Here is a 24,164-nt window from a genome sequence, read left to right as displayed (position 1 = left end):
ATATTCTAGACATGAAAAAACTAATCTCGTTCATCATACTTACCTTCAGTATATTTATTTTAAATTCCTGTTTTAAAGCCAATGACAATGTAGGACATGGTGGAAGATGTACAGGTTCTTCCTATTGTACAGCCTGTTCAAATTGCTCAAGATGCGGGCACTGCAGTGGTGGTGGAACGTGCGGCGTTTGTGGAGGAGGTTCTTCTGGAAGAAGCTCATCATCGGGTAATTCCAGTAAAAAAAGTAAGTCTGGAAAATACAAACCTTCTGATTCTTATAAATCCACCAAAGCAAAATCAAGTAAGCCCCCAAAGGTATATATTGACAAAGTTAATGTCAATATTAATTCCAATAATAGAAATATTGCAGAAATTAAAACCATAAATATTTTTGAAAAGCCCACATCTAAATCCAGAATAATAGCGATAGTCCCTAAAGATACTAAACTGATAAAGTTGTCAACAGAAGGATCTTGGTACAAAGTAAAGGTTAAATCAAGAGGAAAAGAAGGTTATGTTTTTAATAACGATCTAAAATAATCAAAAAAATGAAACCATTTCTCACCTTCTGTGCGTTATGCTGTTTCGCTGGTATTTTCAAACTTCCTATAGAATATTATACTTTCCTTAGAATTATTATTTCCATTGGAGCTTTATTGGTTTTATACAATACGCTGAGCTCTAAACAACATTATTTCAGTATACTATTTCTAATCATTCTCATTCTTTTCAATCCCGTTTTCCCGATTTATCTGTATCGGAAAAACATTTGGATCCCAATTGATATTATAACGGGAATTTTATTTCTGCTAATCAATTTCATAGAAAGAAAAGAACAAAAAAAAGAAAAAGAAGAAGAAATTACCGAAAAAACCTCAGAGCACTTACCTCCCATACACCAAAGAACTGTTTCCAGAGACAGAATTATTAATCCTAAAAAATAAGACATAACCATCATGGAAAACAATCAAATAACAGAAAGCCTCAAAGCTCACTTTCTAAGACTCTATCAAATGGCAATCTGTGATGACGATTTCAGTGCATTAGAACTGAAAATGCTTTATAAATGTGCAGAAGAAAGAGGAATTTCATCAAAAAATTTAGACGACATACTCTTAAACCCTATCAATTTAAAGTCATTGATACCCAAAACGATCGAAGAAAAAGTTGATTATCTGTATGACCTCACCGTCATGATCTGGGCCGACGGAGTTGTTTCTCCGAATGAATATTCTGCCATGCAAAAATATGTTCTGATGTTTGGATTTCTGCAAGAAAATACAACAGCTATTGTAGATTACCTCATTGAAGCCATAAAAATTGGCAAGAATAAAAGCGAAATTTTATATGAATTAAAAAACTAACACATCATGGATACCACCAGCATAAAAAATTTATTCAAACTCAAATCCGTTCCGATAGAACCAACACCGGAACCGTTTCCTCAAAACAATAACAATCCGGACAATGAATCTCTGGAAGAAACCCGGAAAAGGACCTATCATGAAGCAGGATACAGAGACAGTTCGCGAACCAATGGAAACCACTCTACCCTATCCATTTGTCTGGATGCCGTTTATTCAAAATTTCAGAATGAAGAAAAAGAAATGGTTGAAAAGCAGAAAAACCTGAAAGAATCCTATGTAAACGAACAGAAAAACCGGGAAACTGAAATCAAAGCTTTATTCGTTTCACAGGAGACCAAAGAGGAACAATTAAAAAACAAGAACACAGAAATTGAGAATCATCAGCATACCATTGAAACATTAAAAGCTGAGATCCTTGATCTTCCCAGGAACCCGGAAAAATATAATGTAAAAGCTACAAGAGGTGCATCTGCAAAATTCTGGATCGGCCTGATTCTTTTGATTCCTATTACTCTATATTTAACAACATTTTATATATCAACATCATATTCAGCTTTCTTTAAAAGCTTCGATGCTAAAAGTACTATAATTCAAAGTGTTTTAGATGCTCAAGCTTTCAGTAAGGCATGGAACGAAGGAGTTATTGAAGGTGCTTTTGTTACCCTTATTCCGTTTGTATTTCTTGGATTAGGTTATTTAATTCATATGTTCTGGGAGAATAAAACGAGAGCCAACTATATCAAGCTTGGATTATTATTTATTGTAACATTTATTTTTGATTGCATTTTAGCCTACGAAATTGAATCAAAATTATATGAATTAAATAGAACCTTTAATTCTCCATCTTTTGATCTTAAGATAGCTTTTACCAAAATTCAGTTTTGGGGAATTATTTTTGCCGGATTTATTGTTTACATTATTTGGGGGCTGGTTTTTGATTTTGTAATGAAAGAACATCGTGAAAAGGATAAGATTAAAAACGAACAGGAAATCAGACAGAAAAAAGTCGAATTCTTTCAGGAAAAGATTAATGTTTTGAAAAAAGAAATTGAAGAAATCCTTGCCAGTATCGGAACGATAAAAGAAACTGTTATCAAGACACGAGGAAGAATCGAAGAGCTTCAGAATATTATCGACGGAGTCATCATTCCAACCAAAGATTACAAACTGTATGCTTCGGAATATGTTCAGGGCTGGATCACTTTTATCGGTGAAAAAATAGCCGTTTCAAGAACGGAAAAACAAACAATGATTGACGACTGTATTGTCACCTACAATACCAATTTAGAAACCGTAGGTGCTAATTCCGACAATCAGAATTTAGTGTACTTATCATCTTTATAACTGAAAATTATGAAAAAGATATTCTATTTATTATTCATTATTTCTTTGGCTTCTTGCTGTAAAGGTAAAGATGACAGAACAGAGATAGAAAAGAAAGATACTATTGTTGTTGATTCAAACAATATCAATCTCAGTATCCTGATTGATCTTTCAGACAGAATTGATCCTGCAACCAACCCTAATCCTACAATGCAATATTTTCAACGGGATACAGAGTATATTAAAGCCATTGAAAAAGGATTTTTAAATCATGTTAAATCAAAAAAGATCATCACTTATGACGATCAGATGCAAGTTTTCTTTAATCCTGAGCCTTCAGACCCAAAAATAAATGATTTCACAAAAGAGTTGAAAATTTCTTTTAATAAAGATATTCCAAAGAGCTATTTTGATTCTGTTGATAAAAAATACTCAGAATTACCTATAAACATTTATCAGTCAGCTATAAAAGACGGCAAATATGTCGGTTCGGATATCTGGGAATTCTTTAAAAACAAAGTTAATGATTATTGTATCAAACAAGATAAAAGAAACATTCTGTTCATTCTGACAGATGGTTATATGTATCATCAAAATACCAAGTTTGAAGAAAAAAAAGAAAATTCATACAAAACTTCCTATTTAACAACCAAACTTATAAAAGCTAACAACCTAACAACATCTGGTTTTAAAGATGCTATTGAAAAAAACGGCTATGGATTTGTAAAAGCAAATGAAAACCTGAGTAATCTCGAAGTCATTGTTTTGGGAATCAATCCAGAAAAAGGAAATCCTTTCGAAGAAGCTGTTATTAAAGAATATTGGGAAAATTGGTTTAAAGAAATGAAAATTAAAAACTATCAAATCAAATCTGCTGATCTTCCTTCCAATTTGGAGCCTATTATTTTAAAAGCAATCGCAGGAAAATAAAAACACACTCAATATATTTAATTAAAAAGCGAAGAATACATTTCCTCGCTTTTCTATTTTCTTATCATTTCCGTATGCGGAATATCATCTTCCAGATATTTTTTCCCCGTATCTACAAATCCGAACCCGCTGTAAAATTTTAAAAGATAATCCTGTGCGGATATTTTGATTTCAGTAGTGTGAAAACGGTTTTCTATAGTTTCTACGGCATATTGTATCAACTGCTTACCCAGACTTTTACCTCTCACCAGCTCTGTGGTCAGAACCCTTCCGATAGAAGTTTCATCATATTTTATCCCTTTATCAAAAATCCGGCAGTAGGCCAGTACCTGTCCCTCTTCTTCAGCCCAGATATGAACGGCTTTCTGGTCATAATTATCCAGATCAGGATAAGGACAATTTTGCTCGATAACGAAAACATCAATACGAGCTTTCAGTACTGCATATAATTCCGGAACAGTAAACTCCTCAAATGTTTTGATTTTCCAGATCATATTACTCATCAAAACTTATATTATTATTAGTTAAAAACTCATTGGTCTTTTGGATAAAGTCAAGAATTTTATCTCCTCCTTCTTTCTTTTCTGCTGAGGTGATATACAATTCGGGAAGATCTTCCCACGTTTTATGAAGTTCAGCTTTATAGTCTTCAACATTTTTGATAACAGCATTCGGTTTCAGTTTATCTGCCTTTGTGAAGACAATGGAAAACGGTATTCCACTTTCACCACACCACTGGATAAATTCCAGATCGATTTTCTGCGGAGTATGCCTTACATCTACCAATACAAAAAGATTGACCAGATTTCTTCTGTTCAGAATATAATTGGTGATCAGCTTTTCAAAATCCTTTCGCTGGACTTTTGAAACCTTGGCATAGCCATATCCTGGTAAATCGGTAAGGTACCAGTTCTCATTCACCAAAAAATGATTGATCAGCTGGGTTTTCCCCGGGGTCTGCGATGTTTTAGCCAGATCTTTATGATTCATCATGGCATTGATCAGTGATGATTTTCCTACGTTCGACCTTCCAATAAAAGCATATTCGGGAATATTTGGTTCAGGGCATTCCTGCCATTTTCCACTACTCTTTACAAACTCTGCTGTCTTGATAATCATTTTTGAATGTATTTTAGAAAAATAAACCATTAAGAAAAGCTCTTAATGGTCATTTATATGTTTTAAACTTTATCTTTTATCCAGTTATACAGGATTTCATTGAATTCATCTGGTTTTTCCATCATGGCTGCATGGCCGCATTTATCAATCCAGAATAAGTCCGAATTAGGAATAAACTTGTGCATATCTTCGGCTACTTCGGGTGGAGTAACATTATCCTGTTTACCCCAGATCAGACAGGTAGGCGTCACAATCTTGGGAAGATCATTCAGCATATTGTGTTTGATGGCACTTCTTGCCAGCATTACTGTTTTTATTCCTTTCATTCTGTCATTGACAACTGCAAAAACTTCATCCACAAGATCTTCTGTTGCTACCTTTGGATCATAGAAAACTTCCTCCGTTTTCTTCCTGATATAAGATCGGTCATTTTTTCTCGGAAAACTGTCTCCGAAAGTTCTTTCATAAAGCCCGGAACTTCCGGTAAGAACAAGATTCTTTACTAGATCAGGTCTTGCTAAAGTCAATATAAGTCCTACATGACCTCCCATTGAGTTTCCTACAATAGAGACCGGCCCCTCAATATGACTTTCTATAAACTTGATAATATATTTTGCAATCGTGGTAAGATTCGTATTGAGTACCGGCAGATCATAGATCGGCAGCTGAGGAACATATACTTTAAAGCCTCTATCCGAAAAAAAATCTACCATTTTATCGAAATTACTCAAACCACCCATTAACCCGTGCAACAGCACTAATGGATGTCCTTCTCCCGCTTCTACATAGGAATATTTCTTTTCTTTTTTTGTACTAAATATCATAAAACGCCTTAATAAAGCCCTGCAAAAATACAAATTAAACCTCAAAAAAATTTTGATTATCCTAATTTAAGATAAAAATAATATAATATTCTCCTTTTTAACTTTTTTTTTCAAACGCGCTTTATTATGGCCTAAATAGCACTTTTAACAAGTCTCTTCATATCAGCATTTTACATTATTGAAATTCAATCTTTAATAAAACTTATTAACATTGAGTCAAAAAGTGGGAAAAAGTGGGAAATTTTGGAAATTATTATATAAATTTGTCCCAAATGAAAAATTTCATTGGAACATATGAGTGTAAAATTGACGACAAAGGCCGCTTAAAAGTTCCTTCATCTTTAATCAAACAGATGGAAAACTTCGACGATAAGGCGTTTGTAGTCAAAAGATCTGTGTTCCAACCTTGTCTGGAAGTTTATCCTATGAATGCATGGGACAAACTGATGGGTAAAATTAATAAACTGAACAGGTTCATAAAAAAGAATGCTGATTTCATACGAATGTTTACGGCAGGAGTAAAAACAGTAGAATTGGATAATGCAGGAAGATTACAGATCTCCAAAGACCTGACGGTTTTCGCAAATCTTCAAAAGGATATTGTGATTACCAGTGCAGGAGAACTCTTCGAAATCTGGGATAAAGATGCCTATGAAAAGGTAATCTCCACTAACGAAGCTGATTTTGCAAGCCTTGCCGAAGATGTGATGGGCTCTTTCGATGAAGAATAACTGTTGTAGGTTATTAATTGATTATATAGTAAATAAAAAACACAATTAAGCATGTATCATAACCCCGTTTTGTTGAAGCAGAGTGTTGATGATTTGGTAACGAATCCTGACGGAATATATGTGGACTGCACCTTTGGAGGCGGAGGCCATTCGAGAGAAATCTTGAGCAGACTTTCCGACAAAGGGAGATTGTTCAGTTTTGATCAGGACCTGGATGCACTTAAAAATACAATTGATGATGCCAGGTTTACATTAGTGAATCAGAATTTCAGATTTCTGGAAAACTCATTGCTGATGTATGGAGTTTCACAGGTGGATGGTGTTTTGGCAGACTTAGGCGTGTCTTCTCACCAGTTTGATGAAGCAGACAGAGGTTTCTCTACAAGAAGCAATGCTCCTTTGGATATGAGAATGAATGTAATGCAGAATCTGGATGCCAAAAGAGTGATTAATGAATATGAAGAAAGTGAACTTGCAGATCTTTTCTATCACTATGGAGAATTAAGAGAAGCAAGAAAGCTGGCGAGAGAAATTGTTCATCACAGAAAAACTAAAAGTATAGATACAACGGAAGATCTGAAAAAATTGTTCAGCTATATTCCGCCTCACAAGGTAAATAAATTCTATGCTCAGCTTTTTCAGGCGATAAGAATTGAAGTCAACCAGGAACTTGAAGTGTTGAAAGAAATGCTGGTTCAGGCTTATAATGTTTTAAAACCGGAAGGAAGATTAGTCGTTATTTCCTATCACTCTTTAGAAGACCGCTTGGTAAAAAGATTCCTGAAAAACGGAATGTTCGAAGGAGAGCCGGAAAGAGATATCTACGGAAATTATAAAAAGGCATTCGAATTGATAAAGAGTAAAGCGATCATTCCTGACGATCAGGAAATCGAAGAAAACTCAAGAGCAAGAAGTGCCAAGATGAGAACAGGAATAAAAGTATAAAATGTGAATGAGTGAATCTTCAATAGTGAATCATTTAGCAAAATAAAATTGACTATTGACACGAAGTAAATTCACTGCGAAGCAAATTGACATCATAAATTGGCAAAAAGAACAACAAATCGTCCCCAGAAAAGACTCACTTTTATAGACATTATAAAAGGAAACTTTCTGAATCGTGATGAGATCAAAATACATTACAAGTATTTTCTTCTCTTGTTCGTTCTGATGATGGCCATGATTTATACTAACCATCTCGTCAATAAAAAAATAAAAATTGTAAACGCCTTAAAGGAAGAAACAGAAGAATACAAATCACGAAACGCTTACGCCCAGAGTAAGCTGATCAAAGTAAAAATGGAATCAGAGCTGGGGAAAGAGGTTGCCCGGGATTCATTGATGACCCTGGAAAACCACCCTCACAAATTGCTAATAAAACTGGATAGTACAGATGCAAAAGCAAAATGAATACGACAATAAACGTAAGAAAACGTTACGATGGGGCTACCTCTTTGCAGTGGTAGCTTTGTGCGTGTTTGTCATGTTCTTGGCAAGGATTGTCATCCTTCAGAATACCAATGTCCAGGAAATAAAAGATGATTACATTAATAAAAACTATCGTGAGGCCACTTTAAAAGCTGCCCGAGGTAATTTGTTTGCTTCCGATGGTTCTATTCTCGCTACAACAGTGATGAGATATGACATCTATCTTGATTTCAAAACAATGAAAGATACGGTGTACTCCAACAATATCGGAGCGCTAACTGATTCCTTGAGCAAAATGTTCGGAAAACCAAGAAGTGAATTCAGACAGAAGTTTGACGAGCAGAAGAAAAAGAAAAACCAGTACTATACTTTGGTAAAAGGGCTGGATTTCGATCAATACGACAGAATCCGAAAGTTTCCAATCTTCAAAAGAGGAAAAAATAAAGGAGGATTTATTGTTGACAGAAACTATAAAAGAGAATTGGCCACTTCAGAAATCGGAGCCGGAACCATCGGTATGGACAACGGTGAGCTTAAATCCGGACTGGAAGGTGCCTTCTCAAAATATTTAACCGGAACAGACGGTAAAAGGCTGGAGCAAAGAATCAATTCTTCCCAATGGAAACCGATCGACTTCTGGAAAGTTCAGGAACCGGTAGACGGAGAAGATGTTTATACGACTTTAGACCTTAGAATTCAGGACATTGCGCACTCCGCACTTGAGAAGCAACTGATTAATTTCGAAGCTAAGCACGGAACCGTGATTGTGATGGAAGTGGAAACCGGAAAAGTACGTGCTCTTGTTAATTTAAGAAGAACAGAAGAAGGAGAATACGAAGACTCTTACAACTACGCGCTGAAAGATAACATCGAGCCCGGATCTACTTTTAAAACCATTTCGCTTCTGGCAGCAATGGACGATGGATTTATCGATGAAAACACAACGGTAAACGTAGGAAACGGAGTTTGGGTCTATGCAAAACAGAGAATCTCTGACGGCCACGGAGGAGGAACATACGATATCAGTGATGTGTTGGCGAAGTCCAGTAACGTAGGAACAGCCAAACTGATCACAAAGTATTATGCTGAAAAGCCACAGATTTTTCTTGATCACCTGAAACGTTGGAAATTATTCGATAAGATGGATATCGAGCTTCCGGGAATCACAAAACCGAAGATCGTGACACCGCAAAATAAAAGATGGAATGCCGCAACACTGGCTTCTATTTCTTACGGATATTCTTCCAACATCAACCTGCTGCAGCTGACAACCTTCTACAACGGAGTTGCCAACGGAGGAAAAATGCTTAAGCCCTTATTCATTGATAAAATCATGAAAGACGGAAAAGTGATGTACAGCGCAAAACCTGAAGTAATGGTAAACAAAATGGCTTCTGAAAAAGCTATTAAAATGATGACCAGTGCTTTAACCAAAGCAGTAGAAAAGGGAACCGGACGAAGCATCTTTACTCCCAACCTGAAAATGGCAGGAAAAACAGGTACCGCAAGATTCGAATACTGGCTGCCTGGCCCAATGAAATATCGTGCATCGTTTGCAGGATTCTATCCAGCTGATGCTCCAAAATATACTTGCTATGTCATGATCAGTGAACCTAATACCGCAAAAGGATTTTATGGAGGTTCCGTTTCAGCGCCGGTGTTTAAGGAAATTGCAGGAAAAACATTCCTGAAAACGCCTCAGAATATTGAAAAAGAAATGCTTGTAGACAAAAAGGTAAACCTTAGCAAAATGGTGGAGCCTAATGTCAAAGTAGCGGTCAATGATAAGCAAATGCCTAATGTGGTAGGATTAATCGGGAAAAATGTAATCCCGCAGTTGGAAAACTTAGGCTACCGTGTCGATTATAAAGGAGTAGGAAGAATCAAAGAACAATTCCCTCTGGAAGGCACCACGATCAGTAAGAACCAGAGAATTTATTTATCTCTGCAAAATTAAAATAAGGTTTCGGAAGAACCATTTAAACCAAAATAAGGCAAGACCTTATTGATAAAGATGATTATAACAGAATTAGTAAACAGAATCCCAGTACTGGAAATCCACGGTGATAATAACCGTGAGGTAACTGAATTGGTGATCGACAGCAGAAAGGTTACAGAAAACTCTCTTTATATTGCCATGAGAGGAACAGTAGTGGATGGTCATTCATTCATTGCCTCTGCTATTGAAAAAGGAGCTGCCACAATTGTTTGCGAAGAATTCCCTGAAACATTGGTGGAACATGTAACCTATGTTCAGGTAAAAGATTCATCTAAGGCATTAGGTCATCTTGCCTCCAACTTCTACGGAAACCCTTCTCAGAAATTAAAACTGATAGGAGTTACAGGAACTAACGGAAAAACATCCGTTTCGACCCTTCTTTTTGATGTCTTTAAAAACCTTGGATATCCGGCCGCTTTACTTTCTACTGTTGAAATCAGAATTGGTGAAGAAGTTATTCCGGCAACCCACACCACTCCTGATGTGATTACCATCAACAGGATCTTGGCGGAAGCGGTAGAAAAAGGATGCGAATTTGCTTTCATGGAAGTAAGCTCACACGGAATTGCCCAAAATAGAATTGAAGGACTACACTTCAAAATAGCAGGCTTCACCAACCTTACTCATGATCATTTAGATTATCATAAAACGTTCGAAGAATATTTAAAAACAAAGAAAAGATTCTTTGATCAATTAGAAGATACCGCTATTGCCATCACCAATGTGGATGACAAAAACGGGAATGTCATGCTTCAGAACACCAAGGCTAAAAAGAAGTCTTACGCTTTGAAAACCATGGCAGACTATCACGGGAAATTATTGGAAGTGGATTTCAACGGAATGCTGTTGAACTTCAACGGAAAAGAGTTCTGGACGACACTGACCGGGAAATTCAATGTATATAATTTACTGCTTGTCTTTGGAATTGCTGCTGAACTAGGTTTTGAGCAGGATGAAATTCTTCAGGCTATCAGCAAATTAAAAAGAGTTTCCGGAAGATTTGAAACCTTCAAATCCGATGGTGGAATTTTCTTTATCGTAGATTATGCACACACTCCGGATGCTTTGGAAAACATTCTGGACAGCATCAACGATATCAGAACCAAAAACGAAAGATTAATCACCGTATTCGGCTGCGGAGGAGACAGAGATCACTCCAAAAGACCTGAAATGGGAAATATTGCCACTAAAAAATCAACCCTGGCAATCATCACTTCAGACAATCCGAGAACAGAAGATCCTGCACAGATCATCAAAGAAATTGAAGCAGGCGTTGAACCACAGAACTTCAGTAAATACACTTCAATTCCGGACAGAAAAGAAGCCATAAAAATGGCCATCAAGTTTGCAGAACCTAAAGATATCGTTTTAGTTGCCGGAAAAGGACACGAAAACTATCAGGAGATCAATGGTGTGAAACATCATTTTGACGACAAAGAAGTAATTAATGAGCTTTGGAAATTAATGAGCAAATAAATTACAAATGATAACTGAAAGAATAATTGTTCAATCATTCATCAATTATCAATGATCATTTATTAACAATTGAAACTATGCTATACTATCTATACGAATATCTAACCAACCATGGAATTCACGTTCCGGGATTAGGATTGTTGAAATACATTTCCTTCCGTGCCGGAATGGCTGTACTATTCTCATTGATTATTGCTCTTGTCTACGGAAAAAGAGTAATCAATTACCTGAGAACAAAACAAATGGGAGAATTGGTGCGTGATCTGGGATTGGATGGGCAGAAACAAAAAGAAGGAACTCCTACCATGGGAGGGCTTATCATTATTTTGGCAACCATCATTCCTGTATTGCTGTTTACAAGAATCACCAATGTGTACATTGTGCTGCTGTTGGTTTCTATGTTCTGGATGGGTGCTATTGGTTTCCTTGATGATTACTTAAAGAAGATTAAAAAAAATAAAGACGGTTTAAGTGGTAAATTCAAAATTGTAGGACAGGTCGGATTAGGGCTAATTGTCGGAATTACAATGTATTTCCACCCGGATATTACCGTTAAAAGAAAATATGCAGATGCTAAAGTAGTGAACAGGAACAATGTAGAGCAAAACTTTATGCCTACAGAAAAAATTACCGTTTCCACTGTTCCTTTTGCAAAAAATAATGAATTCGATTATAGTGGAATTTTGTTTTGGATGAATGATAAAGATGCCCATGAGTGGGCATGGATTGTCTTTATTCCCATTGTAATCTTCATTGTAACAGCCGTTTCCAATGGAGCCAACATCACCGACGGAATTGATGGTCTTGCAGCAGGAACAAGTGCTATTATACTGCTCACGCTGGCTCTTTTCGCGTACCTTTCCGGGAACATCATCTTTGCAGACTATCTCAATATCATGTTCCTTCCCAACATGGGGGAAACCACCATTTTTGCAGTCGCAATGGTAGGTGCTGTAATTGGATTCTTCTGGTACAACACTTATCCTGCACAGGTTTTCATGGGAGATACCGGAAGCTTAATGCTGGGAGGAGTAATTGCTGTTTTAGCCATTATTTTAAGAAAAGAATTGCTGATTCCTGTATTATGCGGAATCTTCTTAATTGAAAACCTGTCTGTAATGCTTCAGGTAGTTGTTTTCAAATACAGAAAAAGAAAATATGGGCTGGAATATGCTCAAAACAACAGACTATTCAAAATGTCACCATTACACCATCATTATCAGAAAGAAGGTTTCCACGAGAGTAAAATCGTGAACCGAATGATTATCATCGGAGTAATACTGGCCATTGTATGTCTGATCACATTAAAAATGAGATAAAAATAAAAGCTGTAAGCAATAAGCATAAAGCTTAAAGCCTATAGCATAAAGCTTTTATAATATGAAAATAGTTGTTTTAGGAGGTGGAGAAAGCGGATGCGGAGCTGCTTATCTGGCTAAAAAGAAAGGTCTGGAAGTATTTCTTTCAGATAAAGGAGCCATTAAGGATAACTATAAGCAGTTTCTTACCGAAAATGAAATTGAATTTGAAGAAGGAAACCACGATGAAGAAAGGATTTTAAATGCTGACTGGATCGTAAAAAGCCCGGGAATTCCGAAAAAGGCTGATATCATCAATAAAATTCATGAAAAAGGAATCAGACTTTCCTCTGAAATTGAATTTGCTTCAGAATTTACAGATGCAAAGATCATTGCCATTACCGGAAGCAACGGAAAAACAACCACAACTTCACTGATCTACTACATCCTGAAAAATGACGGATTGAATGTAGGTTTAGGAGGAAATATAGGATACAGCTTTGCCAAGCAGGTAGCAGATGAAAACCATGAATATTATGTATTGGAAGTAAGCTCTTTCCAGCTGGATGATATTCAGAATTTCAGACCTTATATTTCTTTATTGTTGAATCTGTCTCAGGATCACCTGGATCAGTACAACTACAATTATGAAGAATATGCATTGGCCAAATTCCGAATCACAGAAAATCAGGAGAATGATAACTTCTTCATCTACAACAAGGATGATGAAATGAGTAAAAATCTTCTTGAAAAGCTTGAAATAAAGGCGAAAATGATTCCTTTCTCAACCAAAGAGAAATTAACGGAAGGGGGTTTTGTGAATGATGATGAAATTGTGGTAAAAATGAAAGACGAATTCGCAATGAAAGTTGATGAATTGTCTCTGCTGGGAAATCACAATGTAGCTAACAGCCTGGCAGCATCTATTGCCGGTAAAATATTAAAAATCAACAATGAAAGCATCAGACATTCATTGATGACCTTCCAGGCCGTAGAGCACAGATTAGAGTTCGTTACTGAAATTGATAACGTAAAATACATCAACGACAGTAAAGCAACCAATGTAAATGCTACTTACTATGCCTTAGAAAGCATGAAAACGCCAACCGTATGGATTGTTGGCGGTTTAGATAAAGGAAATGACTATACCGAAATTGAAGATTTAGTCAAAAGAAAAGTAAAGGCAATTGTTTGTCTTGGAGTAGATAACAAGAAGATCATCGATTTCTTTAAAGATAAAAAAGAGCTTATTTATGATACTTCAAGTATGGAAGAAGCCGTGAAAATTTCAAAATCACTGGCTAAAAAAGGCGACACGGTCTTATTATCTCCATGCTGCGCAAGCTTTGACTTGTTCAAAAGCTATGAAGACAGAGGACGCCAGTTTAAAGAACAGGTATTAAATGCCAATGGCCATTAGCCATTAGCCAATAGCATTAAATATGGACGAACAGAACACAGAAAACAGATTTGAATTTCTAAAGGGCGATAAAGTACTTTGGATGGTCATCCTTGTGATCTCCATTTTCTCTATTTTCCCGGTATACTCTGCAAGTTCAAATCTCGAATACATTGTCAATAACGGGACCACAACAGGCCACGTTATCAAACATATGTTCTTTGTAGTTCTGGGACTAGCCATTATGAGACTGGTAGGAACTATAAAATATGAATACATCGGAAAGCTCAGCAGTATCCTGCTCGGCCTGATGATTATTCTGTTGATTGTTACCATGTTTACCGGACAAACCATTGATGGAGCAAGTGCTTCCAGATGGCTGAAAATTCCGGGAACACCAATCTCTTTCCAGCCTTCATCATTTGCCTTTTTAATGCTGATCATCTATCTGTGCAGGTATCTGACCAAAAAGATCACCAGGGAAAGGCTTCCGATAGAGAATATCATGTATATTTTCGGGCCTATCCTGCTTGTTTTTGTATTGGTAGCCAAAGATAACGGTTCAACGGCATTAATGATTTTAATGGTTTCCGTAGTGGTTCTCATAATAGGACAGCTTCACTGGAAATACATTGCAGGATTTATCTCCGCATCATTTGTAGCCATTGTGTTCTTTTTATTGATTGCCTTAAATACCAATATGATCGGTGGAAACCGTGTTCACACATGGATGAGCCGTATTGAAACCTTTACATCAAGCAAAGCCAAAACAGCAGATGTAGATGATGAAAGCGTAAAAGCAAAAAATTATCAGGTAATGCAGGCCAAAGCAGCCATTGTACACGGCGGAATTACCGGAATGGGCCCAGGGAAAAGTGCATTGAAACAAATGCTTCCGCAATCTGCCTCCGACTTTATTTTCGCAGTGATTGTAGAAGAATATGGGGTGATTGGAGCCGCTTTTCTGATCAGTTTGTACCTGATTATGATGATCAGGATTGTGATGATCGCCAGTAAAATGCCGGCATTTTTCGGATCGTTGCTCGTGCTCAGTCTCGGGGTAATGATCTTCATTCAGCTTTCGGTAAATATTGCCGTTGCTGTAAACCTCATCCCGGTAACAGGACAGCCGCTGCCTTTGATCAGTTACGGAGGAACCTCAATGCTGGTGACTTATTTACAGTTAGGTATTATTTTAAATATAAGCTCAAGAATTCAGATTTATGACGAAGAAGGAATGGGCAAAAAACAAAGTATAGCAGAAATAAACGATATCGCTTAAAATGGACAAAAAATTAAGAATATTATTATCCGGCGGAGGAACAGGAGGACATATCTTCCCTGCCATTGCCATTGCTGATGAGATCAGAAAAAGATTTCCTGATGCAGAATTTTTGTTCATTGGTGCCAATGGAAAAATGGAAATGGAAAAAGTTCCTCAGGCAGGCTATAAAATTGAAGGAATTGATATCGCAGGAATCGACAGAGGTAATCTGTTATCCAACCTGGGACTTCCTTTTAAGATTCTGAAAAGTTTATCAAGGTCTAAAAAGATTATCAAAAACTTCGCTCCTGATTTTGCTGTAGGAACAGGAGGATTTGCCAGCGGACCCGCGCTTTATGAAGCGAGTAAAATGGGAATTCCGATTTTTATTCAGGAACAGAATGCTCATGCAGGAGTTACCAATAAAATCTTAAGCAAGAAAGCGAAAGCCGTTTTCACAGCTTATCCTAAAGTAGAAGGTTTTCCAACGGAGAAAATAAAGTTTCTGGGAAATCCGATTCGTGAGAATATTGTTTCAGGAATGCAGGAAACCGCTCAGGCAAAAGAGAAAATGGGACTGGATAAAGATAAACTTACGATTCTTTCTGTAGGAGGTTCTTTGGGATCCAGAACATTGAATAATGCCTGGAAAGAAAATATTGAGAATCTGAAAGAAAAAGGATATCAATTAATTTGGCAAACAGGAAAGTTGGATTACAAAGAATTATCTTCCAGCCTCCAGCTTCCAGCTTCCATTCATTTGAAAGAATTTATCAAAGACATGGAACTGGCGTATTCAGCAGCTGATATCATTGTTTCCAGAGCCGGAGCTATTGCCATTTCAGAGTTGGCTGTAGCACAAAAGCCGGTGCTTTTGGTACCTTTCCCTTTTGCAGCGGAAGACCATCAAACCAAAAATGCCATAAACCTGGTTGAAAAAAATGCTGCCAGAATGGTAAAAGACTCTGAAATGCAGGAAAAATTCTGGAATACATTATCAGAAATCTGCGAAAATGAAAGGATAAGAAAAGAAATGTCCGACAATCTGAAATATTTTGCCAAGCCAAATGCTGCAAAAGAGATTGTAGACGAGATTTTCAAAGTAATAAAATAATTAGGAAAGGCTTAGGCAAGCTCAGCCTGACATGAGTAAATAAAACAGTTAGTATTAGAGGTGTCACCCTGAGCTTGTCGAAGGGCCAGTAAGCAAACACTAATGAATGAAAATATATTATGTATACATTGTAAAATGTTCCGATAATTCTTACTATACAGGCTTTACCAATGATTTGGAAAGAAGAATTAACGAACATAATGACGGATTAAATTCTGAAAGTTACACGTATACAAGAAAACCTGTGGAACTTGTTTTCAACCATGAGTTTAATGATGTTAATCAAGCTATAAGATTTGAAAAACAAGTTAAAGGCTGGAGTAGGAAAAAGAAAGAAGCAATAATAAATGATAACTGGGATTTATTACCACTGCTATCAAAAAATAGGATGAAAGATTAGAAGGCTTCGACAAGCTCAGCCTGACACCGTTAAAATTTAATTCATTAACGAGTCACTAGCGTAAGTTGATGAAAGCCTTATAATACAAAATATAGTAATAAAACTCTGAACTGATTAAAGAGTTATTAAAGATTAAAATATAAATGAACATTTTACAAACATATCAGACTTTTTACTTCGTTGGAATCGGAGGTATAGGAATGAGTGCATTGGCACGCTATTTCAATGCATCCGGAAAAAAAGTATTGGGTTACGACAAAACCAATACAAAGCTTACTCAGAATCTGATGAATGAAGGCATTGATATTGTTTTTGAAGATCTTATTGATGAAAGGATTACTTCCCTTCAGAAAGAAGATACGTTGGTAATTTATACTCCGGCTATCAAAACGCTTGGAATATTGGATTATTTCAATCAAAATCAGTTTGAAGTTTTAAAACGTGCTAAAGTTTTAGGCTTAATTACTGAAAATACAGACTGTATTGCCATTGCAGGAACTCATGGGAAAACCACCACGTCTACCCTTGTAGCTCATTTGTGTAAAGAGGCCGATCTTCCTTTCTCATGCTTTTTGGGAGGAATTTCTGAAAACTTTAAATCCAACTTCCTGTACAACGGTTCTACCTATTCTGTAGTAGAGGCAGATGAGTATGACAGAAGCTTCCTGAACCTTTCTCCGGACTGGGCAGTAGTAACTTCTACAGATGCAGATCACCTGGACATTTATGGAGACATTAATCATATTGAAGAAGGATTCAGACAGTTTGCAGCTTTAGTTCCTCAAGACAAACAACTTTTTGTAAGAAAAGGATTGGAAATTGGCAGAGGGCATCAAACTTATGCGGTAAATGAGCCTGCAGATTATTATTCAGACAACCTGCGTATGGAGCATGATAAAATTTATTTTGACTTCCATACTCCAACGGAAACAATAAAAGATTTTGTCTGGGAAATTCCGGGAATTCATAATGTGGAAAATGCCACTGCAGCACTGGCTATCCTGCATAATTTAGGCGCAGATTTTGATACGCTGAAAAAAGCAATTGCCAATTTTAAGGGAATTAAAAGAAGATATACCAAACATATTTATCAAAACGGTAAAATTTACATTGATGATTATGCTCACCACCCTACAGAAATCAATGCTGTAATGAGCTCAATCAGAACATTTTATCCGGATAAAAAACTTCTGGTAGCCTTCCAGCCTCACCTTTTCAGCAGAACAAGAGATTTCGCAGATGGGTTTGCTGCAAGTTTAAGCAAAGCGGATGAACTTATTCTTCTTGATATTTACCCTGCAAGAGAACTTCAGGAAAATTTTGAAGGAATCACTTCAAGCTGGCTGCTGGACAAAGTAACATTAGATAAAAAAGAAGTATCAACATTATCCGGTGCTTTTGAAAAAATAAAAGAAAAAGATTTTGACATTCTCATTACGGTAGGTGCAGGAAATATAGACACTCTGTATGATCCTATTTGTGAATGGATAAATAAATTGTAAAAAGTAATAATGTATTTACGTATTCATGAATACATTTTACATAAATACATGAATACAAAAAATGTATGAAAAATAAATACAGAATATTAAAAATTGTTGTCACCGTAATTATCCTGGGATTGTTACTGAGCTTCTCGTTGAGGAGATTCAGCCGTGAGCAGATTACGGATAACAAGATTTCTGTAAAAATGAACGAGAAAACTCCGGTATATTTTGTTGATGAAAAAGATATCAGGGAAATTGTAAAAAAAGAAAATCCTTCAGGAAAAGTGGGAGATCTCAATATTCCTTCTTTGGAAAAAAAGATCAATTCCCTGCCAGCGGTAGACAGCGCCAATGTTTATCTGAACCTGAACGGAAAGCTGAATCTGGATATCAAACAGAGAGTGCCTGTTTTCAGATTAAATAAAGACGGAAAAGACTTTTATGTGGATGAGAAAGGAGTTGAATTCCCTATTTCAAGAACCTATTCTCACCCATGTATGCTGGTAACAGGAAACGTAAATCCTGATGAATATGAGAAGCTGGCAGAACTGGTAGAAAAAATTGATAAAGATGATTTCAGTAAGAAATACTTTATCGGAATCTCAAAAAGTAAAGACAGCTATAGCCTTCTGACAAGTGAAGGAAATTATAGAGTGGAAATTGGAGACCTTGATAATATTGATTTTAAAGTAAAAGGATTTAAAACGTTTGTGGAAAAATATCTTGTGTATCAGGATCCTCAGAAATACAGCATGGTTTCGGTGAAATATCAGAATCAGATTGTCACTACTTTAAACCCTTATTTTAAAGAAAATGACAGTATTTTAAAGGCAGGAAAGATGGAATTGGCAAAAGTTCCTTCCCCAACAGCCGCTAAAAAGACGGAAGCTAAACCCAAAATAGCAGAGGTAAAAAAGACCAGCTCCACCTCGGTAAAACCGAAAGAGAGTACCAAACCGAAAGGACAAACAAAAGAAACTAAAAAAGCAGAGAAAAAGCCCCCCGTCAAGGCGCAGTCCAAGCCTAAGGCAAAAGTAAAAATAGAATAAGTCCCTCAGGGCATTTAATACACAAATAGGAGCCTATCCTTATAGATAAAAAAGTAGAAAAAATCAAATCGATATAAAATGGAAAATCAAGAGTATTCAGTAGGTCTGGACATCGGGACAACGAAGATAGTCGCGATTGTCGGAAGAAGGAATGCACACGGGAAGATAGAAGTTCTCGGTGTAGGAAAAGCTAAGAGTCTTGGTGTTCATAAAGGTATTGTGAATAACATTTCACAAACCATTAATTCAATCAAGGCTGCAGTATCCGAAGCACAATCCAGCGCCGGAGTTCCTATCCGCAAAGTTACGGTAGGTATTGCAGGAAAACACATCCGTTCTCTGCAGCACTCCGATTATATTATGCGTGAACATCCTGATAAATTTATTACAGACGATGACATCGAAGCATTAAAAGATCAGGTAAAAAAGCTGGTTATGCTTCCTGGAGAAGAAATTATCCACGTACTTCCTCAAGAATATAAAGTGGACTCCGAGGGGGAAATTCAGGAACCTGTCGGAATGCATGGAAAACGTTTAGAAGCCAACTTCCACGTCGTAGTAGGGCAAATGGGCAGCATCAGAAATATTGCAAGATGCGTTCGTGAAGCCGGATTAGAAATGGAAGCCCTTACTTTAGAACCATTGGCATCTTCTGAAGCTGTCCTTACAAAAGAAGAAAAAGAAGCCGGTGTAGCCATTGTTGACATTGGTGGTGGTACAACAGATATTGCAATCTTTAAAGATAATATCATTCGTCATACCTGTGTGATTCCATACGGAGGCGGAATTATTACCGAAGATATCAAAGAAGGCTGTTCCATCATAGAAAAACATGCAGAACAACTGAAAGTAAAATTTGGTTCGGCTGTTCCCGAATTAGAAAAAGACAGTACTTTTGTAACCATTCCCGGACTTCACGGAAGACCGGACAAAGAGATTTCTTTAAAAACTTTAGCGCAGATCATCAATGCAAGAGTAGAAGAAGTTTTGGAAATGGTAAATACAGAACTGAAGGCTTATGGTGCTTTTGAACAAAAGAAAAAACTGATTGCCGGAATTGTTCTTACGGGTGGTGGTTCAAACCTGAAACACCTTCGTCAGCTGGCCAATTATACAACAGGTTTTGACAGCAGAATCGGTTTTGCGAATGAATATATCGCCAATGATAAAAATCAGTATCTGAAAGGCCCTGAATTTGCTACTTCTATCGGATTACTGATGGAAAGTTTAAAGATCAGAGACAAAAAACAGAATATTGACGAAGTTGTAGAAGTTGTTACAGAGCAGCCAAAACCGGAAGTCACTGCAGCACAGGCAGAAACGGCTCAACCCGTTCAGCAGGCAGCCCCGGTTCAGGAGCAGCAGTCTTTTGAAAATGAAAAGCAAGAGAACAGAAAAGCGAAACTGACCTTCGGGCAGTCGCTTATGGAAAAAGTAAAAAAATTCTTTGAAGAAGTAGAGTAAATAAATATAAATGATAAAAGATTAATGATCAATGATACCTGAAATAGATTAATATTTATTAAATTAAAGACGAATATCATTCATCAATTATCATCTATCACTTATCAATTATTAAAAGTATAGTTATGGAAAATATAGGTACACAAGGATTTTCATTTGATTTGCCAAAAGGAAATTCATCCATTATAAAAGTAATCGGTGTAGGGGGCGGTGGAAACAACGCTCTGAAGCACATGTACGAGAAAGGAATCCACGGAGTTGATTTCGTGATTTGTAATACAGATGCTCAGACTTTAGATAATAACCCGGTAGCCAATAAAGTTCAGTTGGGAACTTCTATCACAGAAGGTCTTGGAGCTGGTGCCGATCCTGAAGTTGGTGAGAAATCAGCCATCGAAAGTATTGAAGATATCAAAGCTGCTATGGGTCAAAACACCAAAATGGTGTTCATCACTGCCGGAATGGGTGGTGGTACAGGTACCGGAGCCGCTCCTGTCATTGCTAAAGTAGCGAAAGACATGGGAATTCTTACCGTAGGTATTGTTACCGTTCCTTTCAGCTTTGAAGGGAAAAGAAGGTTGGAGCAGGCAGAAAACGGTCTGGATAAATTAAGAAACAATGTTGACTCGCTTATTGTCATCAACAATGATAAACTAAGACAGCAATTCGGAAACCTTGGATTCAAGCAGGGATTCTCAAAAGCCGATGAAGTGTTAACCAATGCTGCAAAAGGTATGGCAGAAGTTATTACAGGTTACTTTGATGTAAACATTGACTTTAGAGATGCTAAATCTGTACTTCAGAATTCAGGTACTGCATTGATGTCTACTGGAACAGCTTCAGGTGAAAATAAAGCTGAAGAAGCTGTAAGAAAAGCCCTTGATTCTCCGTTATTAAATGATAACAAGATCACAGGTGCTAAAAACGTATTGTTATTGATCAGAAGTGGGGCTGAAGAAGTTACCATGGATGAGATCGGTATCATTATGGACCACATCCAGAAAGAAGCAGGAAACACTGCAGATATCATTTTCGGGGTGGGTGCAGATGAAGAATTAGGAGATGCAGTAAGTGTTCTTGTAATTGCAACAGGGTTCTCTAATGATAATAAGAAATTCGCAGGACCTACTGAGAAAATCAGAATCAGTCTTAACGACAGTTTTGAAGCACCTAAAAACTCTCCTTTCAAAACAAGAGAAGAAAGAGAATCAGCTCCTGAGACAACGCATGATTTTGGAGGAAAAAACCTTTTCAGGCTGGATGACGAAGATCACGACACTCCGTTCAATGTGACCTCTGCTGAAAAAAAAATGATTATTGAAGAAGAGCAGCCAAGAACTGAAATCAAATTCTTTGATAAAGAGGAAGATACAGTAAATACACCGGAACAAAACTGGAGAAATGAAGAAGAAGGAGAAGAAGAATATAGCTTATTAGCTATTGATGAGGAACATGATGATCCTAACGATCTTGAGATCCAGTCTTTTTCATTTGATTTTGAAAACAAAAAAGAGGAACCACAATCCGGAACTTCCTTCAACAATTCATTTTCAAATGAAAAACCTGTTGAGTTCAGCTTCTTTGTAAACGAGCCTATCAGAAACGAGCCTAGTAAGGATTTCGGGCAGCCAAAAGCAGAGTTTAATACTCCTACCAATGCTGCGGTAGCTGAACCAGCTCAAAAGATTGAAACGTTCTACCAGAAACAGGAAGAGCCAAAGGTTGAAACAAGATCAACTTTTGAACACAAAACGGAAATTGAGACTCCAAAAACTGAAGAATCAGAATTCACTTTCGTGAATAAAACGATTGATCAGGACAGAGTAATTGAAAGAAGAAATAAATTAAAAGAATTCAACTCCCGCTACCAGAATTTTGACAGCACAAGTGAATTCGAATCTATTCCTGCTTTTAAAAGAAAAAATATTTCGATCGACGGAAACAATGCATCAGACCAGAACATCAACACTTATCTGTCTGATAACAATGGATCCATGCAGATCAGAGAAAACAGATTTTTAAATAAAGATGTAGACTAAATAATATAACAATGTAGAAATGTACCAATGTAACAATTACCAGACATTTATTGGTAAACTGTTACATTGATACATTGTTAAATTTGAAACCATGAGTTTAGAAAATACAATAAACGAAGCTATAAAAACAGCAATGAGAGCCAAAGACAAAGTGGCTTTGGATTCTCTGCGTGCTGTGAAATCTCAGATATTACTGCTTAAAACGGAAGCTATCGGAGCTGAAGTAACAGCAGAACAGGAAATTGCTATTCTTCAGAGAATGGTAAAACAACGTAAGGATTCTTACGATCAATTTACTGCACAGGGAAGAAATGATCTTGCAGAAGTAGAAGATGCTCAAATGAAAGTTATTGAGCAATTCTTACCTAAACAGCTTTCTGCTGAAGAATTAGAAACAGAAATTAAAAATATTATTTCTGAAACCGGAGCTGAATCTGTTAAAGATTTAGGGAAGGTAATGGGAGTGGCATCAAAAGCATTAGCCGGAAAATCAGACGGAAAAAGTATTTCTGAGATGGCTAAAAAGCTCCTTTCTTAATGGTGATATGTTTTTAAACTTAGATTCATTTCAAAGTTTAAAAACGATTCTCACTCCATAACTATAGGATATACAACCTTTGCATATCGATTTGATTAGAAGCCCGGAACTGAACAGTTCCGGGCTTCACTTTCTTTGGATATTAAAGTTTGTTAATCAGTTTGATTCTAAACTGAAAGAGAATTAAGCTACTACCATATTTCAGAGAGTATTTAAGTGATTGATTGCTTGAGGGAAAGCTTCAAATGTTTTTTCACGGTCGTTTGTTTTTCAGAATCATTTCAAATTTAATAATAATATTTTATTATTCCTAGTGTTAATTCACTTTTTTTAGAATATTATTACAATATTAATACTTGGTTAATTTTATATGACTAATCAATTGATAGTTTTTATATATTGAACAAACGCAAAGAATTGCTTAACTTTGTACAGATAAAAAACAAAATATATGTATCCAACAGATTTAGTAATGCCTATGAAGGCAGAGCTTACAGATAAAGGTTTTCAGGATTTAACAACTCCTGCTCAGGTAGAAGATGCGTTAAAACAATCCGGAACCACATTATTGGTCATCAACTCCGTATGTGGTTGTGCTGCAGGTGCTGCAAGACCGGGAGTAGTATACTCTTTAACGGGAGACAAAAAACCAGATCATCTAACAACTGTATTTGCAGGATTTGATACTGAGGCTGTAGTAGAAGCAAGAAAACACCTTGCTCCATTCCCTCCAAGTTCTCCATGTGTAGCACTTTTCAAAGATGGTGAGTTAGTTCACATGCTGGAAAGACACCACATTGAAGGAAACCCTGCAGGAGCTATCGCAGCTAACCTTCAGGCAGCTTACGATGAATATTGCTAAGAATCAATAAACTAAATATCAAACCGTTACAAAATTTGTAACGGTTTTTTTATT

At 36.7% G+C, this 24,164-nt stretch carries 24 protein-coding genes; 21 read left to right on the top strand and 3 right to left on the bottom strand.

Annotated features, from left to right (window positions below; all coding sequences use genetic code 11):
• Positions 1-11: 11 nt before the first annotated feature.
• The 5 genes from KBP46_RS15755 to KBP46_RS15735 are packed head-to-tail and all read left to right on the top strand — an operon-like array spanning position 12 to position 3,619.
• Positions 12-539: an SH3 domain-containing protein gene (locus KBP46_RS15755; RefSeq protein WP_216443647.1), complete on the top strand. Its 528-nt coding sequence runs from the start codon at positions 12-14 to the stop codon at positions 537-539.
• Positions 540-547: 8 nt separating this feature from the next.
• Complete coding sequence (locus KBP46_RS15750) at positions 548-943, top strand: DUF6804 family protein (protein ID WP_216443646.1); 396 nt, start codon at positions 548-550, stop codon at positions 941-943.
• Between the two features lie 12 nt (positions 944-955).
• Positions 956-1,363, top strand: a complete 408-nt coding sequence (locus KBP46_RS15745) for a hypothetical protein (protein WP_216443645.1) — start codon at positions 956-958, stop codon at positions 1,361-1,363.
• 6 nt (positions 1,364-1,369) lie between these two features.
• Positions 1,370-2,710: a beta-carotene 15,15'-monooxygenase gene (locus tag KBP46_RS15740; protein ID WP_216443644.1), complete on the top strand. Its 1,341-nt coding sequence runs from the start codon at positions 1,370-1,372 to the stop codon at positions 2,708-2,710.
• A 9-nt stretch (positions 2,711-2,719) separates the two neighbouring features.
• On the top strand, positions 2,720-3,619 hold the full coding sequence (locus KBP46_RS15735) for a hypothetical protein (RefSeq protein WP_216443643.1): 900 nt from the start codon (positions 2,720-2,722) through the stop codon (positions 3,617-3,619).
• 53 nt (positions 3,620-3,672) lie between these two features.
• On the opposite strand, the gene KBP46_RS15730 is transcribed toward KBP46_RS15735, so the two are convergent.
• The 3 genes from KBP46_RS15730 to KBP46_RS15720 form a co-directional block, all read right to left on the bottom strand.
• On the bottom strand, positions 3,673-4,122 hold the full coding sequence (locus KBP46_RS15730; RefSeq protein ID WP_216443642.1) for a GNAT family N-acetyltransferase: 450 nt from the start codon (positions 4,120-4,122) through the stop codon (positions 3,673-3,675).
• Positions 4,115-4,738, bottom strand: a complete 624-nt coding sequence (gene yihA, locus KBP46_RS15725; protein ID WP_202842310.1) for a ribosome biogenesis GTP-binding protein YihA/YsxC — start codon at positions 4,736-4,738, stop codon at positions 4,115-4,117. Before yihA ends, KBP46_RS15730 begins: the two co-directional genes overlap by 8 nt.
• A 62-nt stretch (positions 4,739-4,800) precedes the next feature.
• Positions 4,801-5,562, bottom strand: coding sequence for an alpha/beta fold hydrolase (locus KBP46_RS15720; RefSeq protein ID WP_062672630.1), 762 nt, complete (start codon positions 5,560-5,562; stop codon positions 4,801-4,803).
• A 272-nt stretch (positions 5,563-5,834) separates the two neighbouring features.
• Between KBP46_RS15720 and mraZ the strand changes: the two genes are divergently transcribed.
• The 16 genes from mraZ (at position 5,835) to KBP46_RS15640 (ending at position 24,110) form a co-directional block, all read left to right on the top strand.
• Positions 5,835-6,293 carry a division/cell wall cluster transcriptional repressor MraZ gene (gene mraZ, locus KBP46_RS15715; protein ID WP_062672632.1) on the top strand — a complete coding sequence of 153 codons (459 nt, stop codon included), beginning with the start codon at positions 5,835-5,837 and terminating at the stop codon, positions 6,291-6,293.
• Positions 6,294-6,344: 51 nt separating this feature from the next.
• On the top strand, positions 6,345-7,238 hold the full coding sequence (gene rsmH, locus KBP46_RS15710; protein ID WP_062672634.1) for a 16S rRNA (cytosine(1402)-N(4))-methyltransferase RsmH: 894 nt from the start codon (positions 6,345-6,347) through the stop codon (positions 7,236-7,238).
• A gap of 99 nt (positions 7,239-7,337) precedes the next feature.
• Entirely contained in the window at positions 7,338-7,703 is a 366-nt protein-coding gene (locus tag KBP46_RS15705; RefSeq protein ID WP_002981890.1) for an FtsL-like putative cell division protein, read from the top strand.
• Entirely contained in the window at positions 7,687-9,678 is a 1,992-nt protein-coding gene (locus tag KBP46_RS15700; protein WP_062672635.1) for a penicillin-binding transpeptidase domain-containing protein, read from the top strand. The genes KBP46_RS15705 and KBP46_RS15700 overlap by 17 nt, the downstream gene beginning before the upstream one ends.
• Positions 9,679-9,735: 57 nt before the next feature.
• Positions 9,736-11,196 carry a UDP-N-acetylmuramoyl-L-alanyl-D-glutamate--2,6-diaminopimelate ligase gene (locus tag KBP46_RS15695; protein ID WP_216443641.1) on the top strand — a complete coding sequence of 487 codons (1,461 nt, stop codon included), beginning with the start codon at positions 9,736-9,738 and terminating at the stop codon, positions 11,194-11,196.
• 77 nt (positions 11,197-11,273) lie between these two features.
• Positions 11,274-12,515 carry a phospho-N-acetylmuramoyl-pentapeptide-transferase gene (mraY, locus tag KBP46_RS15690; RefSeq protein WP_034693896.1) on the top strand — a complete coding sequence of 414 codons (1,242 nt, stop codon included), beginning with the start codon at positions 11,274-11,276 and terminating at the stop codon, positions 12,513-12,515.
• A 61-nt stretch (positions 12,516-12,576) separates the two neighbouring features.
• Complete coding sequence (gene murD / locus KBP46_RS15685) at positions 12,577-13,914, top strand: UDP-N-acetylmuramoyl-L-alanine--D-glutamate ligase (protein ID WP_120232259.1); 1,338 nt, start codon at positions 12,577-12,579, stop codon at positions 13,912-13,914.
• Positions 13,915-13,936: 22 nt separating this feature from the next.
• The gene (locus tag KBP46_RS15680; protein ID WP_202842300.1) at positions 13,937-15,175 is read left to right on the top strand and encodes an FtsW/RodA/SpoVE family cell cycle protein; all 1,239 of its coding nucleotides are present in this window, start codon (positions 13,937-13,939) and stop codon (positions 15,173-15,175) included.
• Between the two features lies 1 nt (position 15,176).
• Positions 15,177-16,271 carry an undecaprenyldiphospho-muramoylpentapeptide beta-N-acetylglucosaminyltransferase gene (gene murG / locus KBP46_RS15675; RefSeq protein ID WP_216443640.1) on the top strand — a complete coding sequence of 365 codons (1,095 nt, stop codon included), beginning with the start codon at positions 15,177-15,179 and terminating at the stop codon, positions 16,269-16,271.
• A gap of 106 nt (positions 16,272-16,377) precedes the next feature.
• Positions 16,378-16,671 (top strand): GIY-YIG nuclease family protein, encoded by a 294-nt coding sequence (locus KBP46_RS15670; protein WP_216443639.1) that lies wholly within the window; start codon positions 16,378-16,380, stop codon positions 16,669-16,671.
• A 143-nt stretch (positions 16,672-16,814) separates the two neighbouring features.
• Complete coding sequence (gene murC, locus KBP46_RS15665) at positions 16,815-18,173, top strand: UDP-N-acetylmuramate--L-alanine ligase (RefSeq protein WP_216443638.1); 1,359 nt, start codon at positions 16,815-16,817, stop codon at positions 18,171-18,173.
• 65 nt (positions 18,174-18,238) lie between these two features.
• On the top strand, positions 18,239-19,207 hold the full coding sequence (locus KBP46_RS15660) for a cell division protein FtsQ/DivIB (RefSeq protein WP_216443637.1): 969 nt from the start codon (positions 18,239-18,241) through the stop codon (positions 19,205-19,207).
• 78 nt (positions 19,208-19,285) lie between these two features.
• The gene (gene ftsA / locus KBP46_RS15655; protein ID WP_120232264.1) at positions 19,286-20,671 is read left to right on the top strand and encodes a cell division protein FtsA; all 1,386 of its coding nucleotides are present in this window, start codon (positions 19,286-19,288) and stop codon (positions 20,669-20,671) included.
• Between the two features lie 125 nt (positions 20,672-20,796).
• Positions 20,797-22,710, top strand: a complete 1,914-nt coding sequence (gene ftsZ / locus KBP46_RS15650) for a cell division protein FtsZ (protein WP_062672647.1) — start codon at positions 20,797-20,799, stop codon at positions 22,708-22,710.
• Positions 22,711-22,801: 91 nt separating this feature from the next.
• Entirely contained in the window at positions 22,802-23,248 is a 447-nt protein-coding gene (locus KBP46_RS15645; protein ID WP_062672649.1) for a GatB/YqeY domain-containing protein, read from the top strand.
• A 451-nt stretch (positions 23,249-23,699) separates the two neighbouring features.
• Positions 23,700-24,110, top strand: coding sequence for a BrxA/BrxB family bacilliredoxin (locus KBP46_RS15640; protein WP_027372869.1), 411 nt, complete (start codon positions 23,700-23,702; stop codon positions 24,108-24,110).
• The last annotated feature ends 54 nt before the right edge of the window (positions 24,111-24,164 follow it).

It is taken from the genome of Chryseobacterium sp. PCH239 (assembly GCF_018924625.1).
Taxonomy (GTDB): Bacteria; Bacteroidota; Bacteroidia; order Flavobacteriales; family Weeksellaceae; genus Chryseobacterium; species Chryseobacterium cucumeris.
The sequence above is the reverse complement of the archived record's forward strand: the minus strand, read 5'-3'. Positions and strand labels throughout refer to the sequence as shown.

Bases quoted from the DNA above. Each gene is read 5' to 3' on its own strand.
- KBP46_RS15755 (WP_216443647.1), top strand. From the start codon at position 12: ATGAAAAAACTAATCTCGTTCATCATACTTACCTTCAGTATATTTATT.
- KBP46_RS15750 (WP_216443646.1), top strand. From the start codon at position 548: ATGAAACCATTTCTCACCTTCTGTGCGTTATGCTGTTTCGCTGGTATT.
- KBP46_RS15745 (WP_216443645.1), top strand. From the start codon at position 956: ATGGAAAACAATCAAATAACAGAAAGCCTCAAAGCTCACTTTCTAAGA.
- KBP46_RS15740 (WP_216443644.1), top strand. From the start codon at position 1,370: ATGGATACCACCAGCATAAAAAATTTATTCAAACTCAAATCCGTTCCG.
- KBP46_RS15735 (WP_216443643.1), top strand. From the start codon at position 2,720: ATGAAAAAGATATTCTATTTATTATTCATTATTTCTTTGGCTTCTTGC.
- KBP46_RS15730 (WP_216443642.1), bottom strand. From the start codon at position 4,122: ATGAGTAATATGATCTGGAAAATCAAAACATTTGAGGAGTTTACTGTT.
- yihA (WP_202842310.1), bottom strand. From the start codon at position 4,738: ATGATTATCAAGACAGCAGAGTTTGTAAAGAGTAGTGGAAAATGGCAG.
- KBP46_RS15720 (WP_062672630.1), bottom strand. From the start codon at position 5,562: ATGATATTTAGTACAAAAAAAGAAAAGAAATATTCCTATGTAGAAGCG.
- mraZ (WP_062672632.1), top strand. From the start codon at position 5,835: ATGAAAAATTTCATTGGAACATATGAGTGTAAAATTGACGACAAAGGC.
- rsmH (WP_062672634.1), top strand. From the start codon at position 6,345: ATGTATCATAACCCCGTTTTGTTGAAGCAGAGTGTTGATGATTTGGTA.
- KBP46_RS15700 (WP_062672635.1), top strand. From the start codon at position 7,687: ATGCAAAAGCAAAATGAATACGACAATAAACGTAAGAAAACGTTACGA.
- KBP46_RS15695 (WP_216443641.1), top strand. From the start codon at position 9,736: ATGATTATAACAGAATTAGTAAACAGAATCCCAGTACTGGAAATCCAC.
- mraY (WP_034693896.1), top strand. From the start codon at position 11,274: ATGCTATACTATCTATACGAATATCTAACCAACCATGGAATTCACGTT.
- murD (WP_120232259.1), top strand. From the start codon at position 12,577: ATGAAAATAGTTGTTTTAGGAGGTGGAGAAAGCGGATGCGGAGCTGCT.
- KBP46_RS15680 (WP_202842300.1), top strand. From the start codon at position 13,937: ATGGACGAACAGAACACAGAAAACAGATTTGAATTTCTAAAGGGCGAT.
- murG (WP_216443640.1), top strand. From the start codon at position 15,177: ATGGACAAAAAATTAAGAATATTATTATCCGGCGGAGGAACAGGAGGA.
- KBP46_RS15670 (WP_216443639.1), top strand. From the start codon at position 16,378: ATGAAAATATATTATGTATACATTGTAAAATGTTCCGATAATTCTTAC.
- murC (WP_216443638.1), top strand. From the start codon at position 16,815: ATGAACATTTTACAAACATATCAGACTTTTTACTTCGTTGGAATCGGA.
- KBP46_RS15660 (WP_216443637.1), top strand. From the start codon at position 18,239: ATGAAAAATAAATACAGAATATTAAAAATTGTTGTCACCGTAATTATC.
- ftsA (WP_120232264.1), top strand. From the start codon at position 19,286: ATGGAAAATCAAGAGTATTCAGTAGGTCTGGACATCGGGACAACGAAG.
- ftsZ (WP_062672647.1), top strand. From the start codon at position 20,797: ATGGAAAATATAGGTACACAAGGATTTTCATTTGATTTGCCAAAAGGA.
- KBP46_RS15645 (WP_062672649.1), top strand. From the start codon at position 22,802: ATGAGTTTAGAAAATACAATAAACGAAGCTATAAAAACAGCAATGAGA.
- KBP46_RS15640 (WP_027372869.1), top strand. From the start codon at position 23,700: ATGTATCCAACAGATTTAGTAATGCCTATGAAGGCAGAGCTTACAGAT.